Raw genomic sequence first — 11343 nt, 5'->3', positions numbered from 1 at the left:
ATTATCATGAATACTTATACAAAATTTTTTTTAGCGTTATGTTGTTCCGGAACAATCGTTTCCTGTAGCAATGACTTGGATGAAAAAGTATATTCCAAAATAACCGAACAAACCTACAATTACACAGTCGACGATTTCTCACCATCTATTGCCAGCGTATATAGCCAACTCAGAAGTTTCCCCAGTCATGGAGGATATTTCACGACACAAGAGGTCAGTGCCGACGCCATCGTCATGCCCCCTAACGCTTCCGGCTGGGATGATGGCGGAGTCTATCGACGTATGCACTACCAAACATGGAACTCCGAACAAGGACACGTCTCAGAAATATGGTCCAACTTCTATCAAGGCGCCTTATTATGCAACAAAGTGATAGAACAAATAGAAAACGGTATTTTACCGGCATCTTCCGAAGCGGACAAAACAATGGGATTAGCGGAATTACGGGCCATGAGAGCCTATTATTATTGGCAAATCTGCGACAATTTCGGAGACGCTCCGTTAGTCACGACAACCACGATGGAACTACCCTCCAAAAGTAACCGTAAAGAGATCTTCGACTTCATAGTAAAAGAACTGAAAGAAATCATCCCTTCTTTAAGTGAAGAACAAGGCGGAAATTTTTACGGACGGATGAACAAATGGGCGGCAAAGACGCTGTTGGCAAACATATACCTGAATGCCAAGGTATATACAGGCGAAGAACACTGGGACGACTGTATCCAACAGTGTGACGACATCATAAACAGCAACAGGTTCGCATTGTCCGACAACTACAAAGCCCCCTTCCGTTCTACAGGCGTGGAAACATCCAAAGAGGTCATTTTCACCATCCCGTTCGATGCAAATATCGCCGGGGGTAATTCGATCCACATGTTTTCCTGGCACGGGGAACTGAAAAAGAAATACGAAACCGAAGCGACTCCTTGGGGATGCGGTTCAGCTATGGGGGTCACTCAATTCATCGACACGTATGATCCCGAAGATTCCCGTCTGGCCGATAGCTGGCTGATGGGCGAACAACGAGCTGCAGACGGAAGTCCTCTATACGGGACATACGACAAAATGGGAGAACCGCTTGTCTATACGAAAGATCTTCCGGACGGGAATTACACCAGTGAGATGGAAGGTTTTCGCATGAACAAATTCGAAATCGTAAAAGGCGAGCAATCCTCATCCGAAACGGATGTGCCTCTGTTCCGATACGCAGAAGTACTCCTGATGAAAGCGGAATGCTTATTGCGTTCGGGAAAACCAGGAGCCGGCCTCTTGGTCACGGAAGTCCGCAAACGGGCATTCAAAGACAATCCCGAATTAGCGATAGTAACCGATGCACAGTTACAAGAAAACAGTTCATATCAATATGGCTATGTGGAACACTACACCGTTACAGACAAAGGGAACACGGACCTCATCCGATTCGGTAGAATGTATGACGAACTGGGTTGGGAATTCGCATGGGAAATGCACCGCAGACGAGACGCCATCCGATTCGGTGTTTACACGAAAAAAAGCTGGCTCTCGCATAAACCACAAGGTGATTACCGATCCGTCTTCCCGATACCCGAAAAAGTTTTGACCTCCAATCCCAACTTGGAACAAAACCCCCATTATAAATAACAAACGTAATCAACTTACAAACCTCGCAGGGAAGCAAGCTTCCCTGCAAATAAAAAATGTCCTTATGAACAAACTTGTAATCCTTCTCCTATACTTTCTTCTCACAGTCACGGCTTTTCCATATACAACCACAGGGCAGGTCCTTGATCCCGCCATGATAGGCTCGTATATCGACCGGTTCAACATGCAAGACAAGGAATTGTATGTGCAACATATTTCAAACGGACAGGCAAAAGAATTCTTATCCGGCAATATACCGCTATTCGAATGTCCGGACAAAAACATAGAGGAAATCTATTATTTCCGCTGGTGGACTTTCCGGAAACATTTGAAAAAGACACCGGACGGGTTCATCGTAACCGAATTCCTTCCGGATGTCCCGTGGGCCGGAAAGCACAACGGCATCTGTTGCCCTGCCTGGTTCCACTTTCGGGAAGGCAGGTGGCTGAAGTATTCCGGTTTCCTCAAAGACTATGCGTACTATTGGCTGAAGGGAGGAGGTGACACGCATTCCTACAGTTTTCCCGTTGCCCATGCAATCTACCAATATTGTCAGATCACGGGGAATTATCAATTGCTGAAAGAGTTATATCCGGAACTTTTACAAAACTATTCAGAGTGGAAGAAAAAAAAATTCATAGCTGAAAAAGGATTGTTCTGGCAAAAAGACGGAGAAGACGGCATGGAAATTTCGATCGGCGGACACGGTTTTCGGGTAACCATCAACTCATATATGGCAGCCGAAGCCGCCACCTTATCCAAAATTGCACATTGGAAAAACGACAACCAAGCACAAGCACTCGAAACCGAAGCCTGCCGGATCAAAGAAAACATGTTCAAATATTTATGGGACCCCAAAGCGGAATTTCTAAAAGTACTGTCTGTTGAAAAAAACGCTTCTTTAAAAGACGTACGCGAACTACACGGATATACGCCTTGGGCATTCGACCTGGCTTCCGCGGACTATGCCGTCGCCTGGAAATTCCTGATGAACACACGACATTTTTTCGCTCCTTACGGGCCAACAACTGCCGAACAATGCCATCCTCAATTCAAAGTTGCTTACGAAGGACATGAATGCCAGTGGAACGGTCCTTCTTGGCCATACGCGACCTCGATGACATTGGTCGGATTGGCTAATTTGTTAAATAATCAAACGCAATCTTTTGTAGATTCACGAGATTTCATAACTTTATTCTCGATTTATGCACGAAGCCTGTATAAGAAAGACGCGAATGGCATACTAACACCATGGATTGACGAAAACCTGAATCCTTTTACTGGCGATTGGATATCCAGGACAATGTTGTCAACACGTCACCAAAAACCCGAAGAACGCGGAAAAGATTATAATCATTCTTTATTCTGCGACCTCGTCATCAACGGGTTAATCGGAATCCGGCCAAGTGAAGAAGAGGAACTCGATGTCAACCCGTTGATACCGGAAGGATATTGGGATTACTTTTGCCTGGACAATCTGACTTATCGTGGCAAAACAATATGCGTGCTTTATGATAAGACAGGTGATAAATATAAACGAGGAGCCGGACTGTCGATTTTCATCAACGGGACAAAGACAGCCACCTCTCCTACTTTGACAAAAATAAGTTGCAAATTATAACATTAAATTTTAAAACCATGAAACAGTATTTTGTACTACTCTTTGCCTGTATGGCACTATGGGGATGCGGCGGACAAGACCAAATAGAAACCCCGCCTTTGAAAATAATCGACCAGATAGACTTCTCGCACGTGCACATCCGGGACAACTTCTGGTCGCCACGTCTCGCCAAGCACACATCGGCTACACTCCCTGTCTGTATCGACCAAATAGAGAACCAAACCGGAAGAATGCAAAATTTTGAAAATGCAGCCAGAGGGACAGGGAAGCATTCCGGTATCTTCTTCGACGATTCGGACGTATATAAAGCGTTGGAAGGTATCGCCTACAGCCTGATCAACAACCCGGACCCCGAACTGGAAAAGAAAGCGGACGAATGGATCGACAAGATCGCGGCAGCCCAACAACCGGACGGATATATCAATACATTCTACACACTGACCGGACAAGACAAACGTTGGAACAACATGGACAAGCACGAGATGTATTGTGCCGGCCACATGATGGAAGCCGCCGTCGCCTATTACCAGGCAACCGGAAAACGGAAACTGCTCGATGTGAGCATCCGTATGGCAGACCACATGATGGAACTGTTCGGTCCCGGCAAGCGCCATTGGGTGCCGGGACATGAGGAGATCGAATTGGCTTTGGTGAAAATATACCGGACAACCGGTCAGGAAAAATATCTCGACTTCGCCAACTGGCTGCTCGAAGAACGCGGACACGGACACGGGAGCATGGGTGGCGAAGGGAAATGGGACCCAGCCTACTACCAGGATGTTATCCCGGTAAGAGAACTGACCGACATTTCGGGGCATGCCGTCCGTTGCATGTACCTGTACTGCGGGATGGCCGATGTGGCAGCCTTGAAAAAAGACACCGCTTATGTCGAGGCTTTGAACCGCCTCTGGGACGACGTAGTACTACGTAACATGTACGTGACCGGCGGGATCGGCTCTTCACGGCACAACGAAGGCTTTACCGAAGACTATGACCTGCCGAACCTCGATGCCTACTGCGAGACATGCGCTTCCGTCGGGATGGTCTACTGGAACCAACGCATGAACCAGTTCACAGGCGATTCGAAATACATAGACGTACTGGAACGTTCCATGTACAACGGTGCGCTAGCTGGCGTCTCACTGGCTGGAGACCGCTTCTTCTACGTCAATCCGCTGGAATCGAACGGAGACCATCACCGCCAGGCCTGGTACGGGTGCGCCTGCTGTCCGAGCCAGATCTCGCGCTTCCTGCCTTCCATCGGGAACTATATCTATGGGACATCGGACAAGGCCTTGTGGGTAAACCTCTTCATCGGAAACACCACCGAAGTCACGATCGACGGGAAAAAGGTCGTCATGAAACAAGAAACGGACTACCCTTGGGACGGGCTGGTCAAGCTGACCGTCACCTCCGAACAACCGCTCGGCAAGGAGTTGCGCATCCGTATCCCCGGATGGTGCAAGTCATACACCCTGTCGGTCAACGGGAACAAAGTCGACAGTACGACCGACAAGGGATATACCGTCATCAAGGAATGGAAAACCGGCGACTTGATCGTGCTCAACATGGACATGCCGGTCGAAAAAGTATCAGCCGACCCGCGCGTGCGGCAAAACACGGGCAAGCGCGCCCTGCAACGCGGACCGCTGGTCTACTGCCTCGAAGAGACGGACAACGCGAAAGACTTTGCCGACCTCGCACTGACGCCCACCTCCTCATTCGAGGTCAAAGACGAACCGGACAACCTGGGTGGCATCCGCTCAATCAAAGCCATATCGAATGGACAAACACTACATTTCATTCCTTACTATGCCTGGGACAACCGCAAAGCAGGCAAGATGAAAGTATGGATCGATTATCAAGAATAACATAACATCATCCTATCACCATGAACAAATTGAAAAAAATTTTCCTGACAGCAGTCGCCACCCTCACGGTGGCGACTGTCTCGGCCGCCGGCGAAGAACCCGCAGCCGAAAGTTACCGGAACAACCGACACCCGCTCTTGCAAAAAGACTACATCCAACTGCCTCTCGGAACCATCCGCGCCGAAGGGTGGATGCACGACCAACTGACCCGTATGCGCGACGGAATGACCGGCCACTTGGATAAGGTCTACACGAAAGTAATGGGTCCCCGAAACGGATGGCTCGGCGGTGACGGTGACGTGTGGGAACGGGGTCCGTACTGGATCGACGGACTTCTGCCGTTGGCTTATCTCCTGAACGACCAAGCCCTGATCGAAAAGGTACAACCTTGGATCGAATGGACCTTGGCATCACAAAAGCCCAACGGCTACTTCGGCCCCGATACCGACCGCGACTACGAACCCGGTCTGCAACGCAACAACGCGCAAGACTGGTGGCCCAAAATGGTCATGCTGAAAGTCATGCAACAATACTACACGGCTACGCAGGACCGGCGCGTGATCGACTTCATGACCCGATATTTCCGATACCAACTGGACGAACTGCCCAAAAACCCGTTAGGCAAATGGACCTTCTGGGGCGAACAGCGCGGAGGGGATAACCTGATGGTCGTCTATTGGCTGTACAACATCACCGGCGACAAATTCCTGTTGGATTTAGGCGAGTTAATCCATAAACAGACGTTCAACTGGACAGATATCTTTTTAAATCAAAATCATCTCAGACGCCAACACAGCCTGCACTGTGTGAACCTCGCACAAGGTTTCAAGGAACCGATCGTTTATTACCAGCAAGGCAAAGACTCCAAGCAAATCCAAGCCACCCGCCAAGCGGTCAACGACATCCGTCACACCATCGGATTGCCTACCGGCCTTTGGGGAGGAGACGAACTGCTGCGCTTCGGCAAACCGACGACAGGCTCAGAGCTCTGTACCGCCGTAGAGATGATGTACTCACTGGAAACGATACTGGAGGTCACAGGGGACATGCAATGGGCCGACTACCTGGAGCGCGTGGCATACAACGCCTTGCCCACTCAAGTGACCGACGACTACTCCGCCCGCCAGTATTACCAGCAGACCAACCAGATCGCCGTCACCCGCGAGTGGAGGGAGTTCTCCACCCCGCACGACGACACCGACCTGCTTTTCGGCGAGCTGACCGGCTATCCCTGTTGCACGTCCAATCTTCACCAAGGCTGGCCCAAATTCGTCCAGAACCTCTGGTACGCGACTGCCGACAACGGACTCGCCTCCCTGCTCTTCGCCCCCTCGCAAGTAACGGCACGAGTGGCAGGAGGAATCGAGGTGAACCTGAAAGAGGAAACGGCCTATCCTTTCGAGGAGACAGTACGCTACCATGTTTCGTTTACGGACAAGAAAGTGAAAAAGGTCTTCTTCCCCTTCCACCTGCGCATACCGGGCTGGTGCAAGCAACCGGTGGTCAAGCTCAACGGCAAACCGCTGACGGTCGATGCCTATCCCGGAACCGTCACACGTATCAACCGGGAATGGAAAGAGGGCGATATCCTATCCCTCGAACTGCCGATGGAGGTGACCGTCAGCCGCTGGTATGAAAACAGCGCTGTTGTCGAACGGGGACCGCTGGTCTATGCCCTGAAGATGAACGAGAAATGGGAAAAGAAAGCGTTTGAAAGCGATAAGTCCGACGTGTACGGCAAATGGTATTACGAGGTGACGTCTGACAGTCCCTGGAACTACGCCCTGCCGGCCCGTTCCTTCTCGCCCGACCGGATCAAGGATGCTTTCACGGTAGAAAAATCAGACATTACCACCCCCTATCCATGGAATGTCGAGAACGCCCCCATACGCATCAAAACGAAGGCAATGCGACTGAACGGCTGGACGCAAGTCAGAGGCTCGGCAGGTCCGGTACCCTACTACACGCAGCAAGGCAAAGACTTTGGCGACGAGGAGACGATCGAACTGATCCCTTACGGATGCACGACCCTCCGGATTACGGAATTTCCGGTAAGATGATCCGGCTCTCCATCCCGCCCCACGTCCGTCCGGACAGGGCGGGACGGATCGTACCGAAAGTCCCCTACGTTTGCCGCATTGAACTATTTACGACGCCAAGTTACTACCACCCATAAACCGAATTTGTACCTCGATATTGAGTGTTTTGCAAAATTCCTTTACATTTGTACTTTACAAAAAAAACACTCGCAGGGCATGAGAACATTCCTTATCATTCTACTGGGCACGCTTTCGCTCCTCCTCCCCCGGTCCGGCTGGTCGCACGACCTTTATTTCCGCCACTATACCAACAAACAGGGATTGTCGCACAACACGGTTTATTGTGCCCTACAGGATAAAAAAGGATTCATGTGGTTCGGGACGGACGACGGATTGAACCGTTTCGACGGACATCAGTTCCGGATATACCGCTACAACTCGTACGAGCCGGAAAGTCTGCCGAACGACAGGATCATCAGCCTTTTCGAAGATTCGACCGGTAGGATATGGGTCTGCACCTATTCCCACACCTGCTATTACGACTATCAAACAGATGCTTTCCATCCCCTGACCTTTTCCGACAGCAACAACGCCCCAGAATATTTCCAACAAATCAGAGAAGATAAAAAAGGGAATTTGTGGCTGATGAGCTACAACCGGATCGCCCGCTATGCCCTTTCAGGCGAAAGCAGTCCGCATTTCTACCCCGAAGGGGAGCAGATAAGCATGATAGACATCACGATGAACGAAGAGAGCGAGCCGATCCTCGCCGGACGCAGCGACCTGTTTTTCTACAAACCGGAGGCAGACAAATTCGCCCGTATCCCGATACTGACTGAAAAGGAAAAAGAAAATCCGATCAACCTCACCAAGCTTTGCCTCGTGCCGGATTGGGGAATACTGGTCGGGACAGACCGGGCAGGACTCAAGTTTTACGACCGGCACAACCGGAAAACGGAAACAGTCATCCCAGATATACAGGTTCGCGACATCAAGCAGTGTAGTGAGAATACGTACTGGATCGCATCCGAGTCCGGTGTCTACATCCTGAATATGGCAGACCGGAGCATCACGCACCTGCAAAAATCGTTGACAAACGAATATACGATCTCCGACAATGCAGCCTATTCGATCACAAAAGACCGTGAAGGAGGGATATGGGTTACCACCTTTTTCGGAGGAATCAACTACCTGCCCAAAGAATATGTCCCGTTTAAATATTTTATCGGAGGGAAAACCCATCCGGGAATGCCGGGAAATGCCGTACGTGAAATCTGTCCGGACCGATACGGCAACCTCTGGTTAGGAACGGAAGATAACGGGATCAACCGCTATAACCCGACTACCGGCAAGATCACGAACTTCTCCCGTACCAACCCAGTCCACCCGCTTTCGGCAACCAATATCCACGGCCTGCTTGCCGACGGCAGCCGGTTGTGGGTAGGGACATTCAACACCGGAATCGACCTTCTGGACATCCCTTCCGGGAAAATCATCAAACGATATACCCGGAACAATACCGACAACCTGCTTCCGGCAGACTTCATACTCTGCTTTTGCAAACTCTCCGAAGACGAAATCCTGATCGGGACCTCCGAAGGGCTTGTCCTCTTCCATAAAAAAGAAGAATGTTTCACCCCTTGGAAAACAGAGATTAAGTCGATGGTACGTCAAATCTACAAAGACAGCAAAGGGGATATCTGGGTTGCGACCACCTCCGGCGCTTATCGCTATTCTAAAACTGACAAGAAGTTAGCGCACTATACATCCAACCGCGAGCGGTCACAGACCATCGGCGACAACAACGTGACATCCATATTCGAAGATTCGAAAAAACGGATTTGGGTGGCAACGACCTATGGTTTCTCCCTCTACAACGAGATATCGGATTCATTCAACCGCATCACGGTTGAAAACGGACTGCCCAGCAATATCGTACACCGTATTTTAGAAGACGACGAACATCTTTTCTGGATTGCAACGGCCAACGGGCTGGTTCGTTTTAACCCGGAAACATATGTGATGAAGACTTTCTCGTACACGGATGGCTTGCCCGAAACGCAATTCAACTATTGTTCTGCCTACAAGATGCCGGATGGGACCATGTATATGGGAACGATAAACGGAATGATCGCCTTTAATCCGCGCGATTTCAAAGAGGATGTTTATTCACCGTCGGTATGTATCACTCGCATAGATGTGCAGGACGACCGCATCGGTGCCCCTAAATATAATGTCAACCAGATTATGAAAAACGGAGAATTGAAACTTCCGCATAACCGCTCCACTTTTACCCTTTCGTATGTGGCATTGAGCTATACATCTCCAGACGCGATCCAGTATGCCTACCGTTTGGAAGGGAGTGACAAAGACTGGATCTATATGAAGCAGAATAAAGACGTGACCTTTGCCAACCTGTCACCCGGCGACTATGTTTTCCGGGTAAAATCGACCAATAGCAGCGGGGTTTGGCAAGATAACGAGACGACTCTTCGGATCACGGTGACACCGCCATTCTGGGCTACCGGATGGGCATTACTCATTTATTTCACGATCTTATGCCTGCTGATCGTACTCTGGTATAACTATAAAAAAGCCAAACTGGAAGAAAAACACCGCATCAACCGTGAAATATTCGAAAGTAAGAAGGAAAAAGAACTTTATAATGCAAAAATACAGTTCTTTACCTTTATCACGCATGAAATACGGACACCTCTTACCCTGATAAAAGCCCCGCTGGAAAAAATCCTTCGTTCAGGGGATGGAACGCCCGCCACACAGGAGAACCTACGAATCATCGAGAAAAACACTGGGCGACTGTTAGACCTAAGTAACCAACTATTGGACTTCCGCAAGACGGAAAGCCGCGGGTTCAAACTGAACTATGTCAAGACCGATGTCGTCCTCTGGCTGGAAACGATCCTGCATCCGTTCCGTCCGGCTTTCGAACAGGGAAACAAGAATTTCACAGTCAAGCTGCCGGATCTACCTTTCGAGGCCTGTCTGGACCGAGAAGCATTCTCGAAGATCGTCAGCAACCTGGTCAGCAATGCACTGAAGTACTCGGACAGCCGGATATCGCTCGAATTACTCCCTCCTTCAGGTGAAGAGCGCATGTTCACCCTGCTCGTCACCAACGACGGGCATCTGATACCCGACAGTGAAATCGAAAATATATTCAATCCGTTCTACCGCCTCAAAGAGACAGAAAACCAGCAAGGAAGCGGTATCGGTTTGTCGCTGGCCCACTCTTTGACCGAATTCCACTGCGGCAGACTGTTCTATCGACAAACGCCGGACGGCTTGAACCAGTTTGTCCTGATGCTCCCAGAACAGCAGGAAGACAGTTTCCAGACCACTGCTGGAAAAGAGAAAGCGGAAATAGTCACATTGGCCGAAACGGGCAAATCGGTTATCTTAATTGTCGAAGACCAAAATGATATGCGCCATTTCATCGCCCGCGAACTGGCGGAAACATATCAAGTGCTAGAAGCGGAAAACGGGAAAGTAGCTCTTGATCTGGTCCGTAAAAACACGGTCAACCTAATCATCAGCGATGTCATGATGCCGATCATGGACGGCTTCGAACTTTGCAACGAAATGAAAAACGATGTCAATGTCAGCCATATCCCGTTTATCCTGCTGACAGCACAACACAACCTGCAATCACGCCTGAAGGGACTGAACTCTGGAGCCGATGCCTATATGGAGAAACCGTTCTCTATCGAACTGCTGACGGCCCAAGTGGGCAACCTTTTGAAAAGCCGTAAGCTACTGAACAAAACCTATTTGGAGAAGCCGTTCGCCCCGGTAGCCTCTCTCGCCGTTTCGCAGGTGGATGATATTTTCCTTCGCAAACTGAACGATTATTTGGAAGAACACCTCAGCAATGAAGCACTCTCCGTTGAGATGCTTGCCGATACGATGGGAATGAGCACTTCCAGCCTCTACCGCAAAGTTAAGGGTCTGTCCGGTCTTTCTCCTAACGACTTCATCCGCATTGCCCGCTTAAAGAAGGCGATCCTGCTGATGCAGAACGGAGAGAACCGCATCAGCGAGATCGCTTTCCAAGTCGGCTTTTCGTCACCTGCCTACTTCTCCACCTGCTTCCAGAAGCAGTACGGAAAGACTCCATCAGAATATATGAAGCACTTAAAAATTGAGAATTAAAAATAGAGACCGATCATTATTT

Annotated in this window: 5 protein-coding genes; all 5 read left to right on the top strand. The window is 49.6% G+C overall.

What is annotated here, in order from left to right; genetic code table 11:
- The first annotated feature begins 6 nt into the window (after positions 1 to 6).
- The 5 genes from NQ542_RS00610 (at position 7) to NQ542_RS00590 (ending at position 11321) form a co-directional block, all read left to right on the top strand.
- Positions 7 to 1620: a RagB/SusD family nutrient uptake outer membrane protein gene (locus tag NQ542_RS00610; RefSeq protein ID WP_005641414.1), complete on the top strand. Its 1614-nt coding sequence runs from the start codon at positions 7 to 9 to the stop codon at positions 1618 to 1620.
- A gap of 64 nt (positions 1621 to 1684) precedes the next feature.
- On the top strand, positions 1685 to 3241 hold the full coding sequence (locus tag NQ542_RS00605; protein ID WP_005641416.1) for an MGH1-like glycoside hydrolase domain-containing protein: 1557 nt from the start codon (positions 1685 to 1687) through the stop codon (positions 3239 to 3241).
- A gap of 17 nt (positions 3242 to 3258) precedes the next feature.
- A complete protein-coding gene (locus tag NQ542_RS00600) occupies positions 3259 to 5112 on the top strand; it encodes a glycoside hydrolase family 127 protein (protein ID WP_005641418.1) in 1854 nt (617 codons plus the stop codon).
- A gap of 20 nt (positions 5113 to 5132) precedes the next feature.
- The gene (locus NQ542_RS00595) at positions 5133 to 7172 is read left to right on the top strand and encodes a beta-L-arabinofuranosidase domain-containing protein (RefSeq protein WP_005641420.1); all 2040 of its coding nucleotides are present in this window, start codon (positions 5133 to 5135) and stop codon (positions 7170 to 7172) included.
- Between the two features lie 195 nt (positions 7173 to 7367).
- Positions 7368 to 11321, top strand: coding sequence for a hybrid sensor histidine kinase/response regulator transcription factor (locus NQ542_RS00590; RefSeq protein WP_005641422.1), 3954 nt, complete (start codon positions 7368 to 7370; stop codon positions 11319 to 11321).
- Positions 11322 to 11343 lie beyond the last annotated feature (22 nt).

The sequence above is a fragment of the Parabacteroides merdae ATCC 43184 genome (assembly GCF_025151215.1).
GTDB lineage: Bacteria > Bacteroidota > Bacteroidia > Bacteroidales > Tannerellaceae > Parabacteroides > Parabacteroides merdae.
This window is presented reverse-complemented; position numbering and strand designations above follow the sequence as displayed.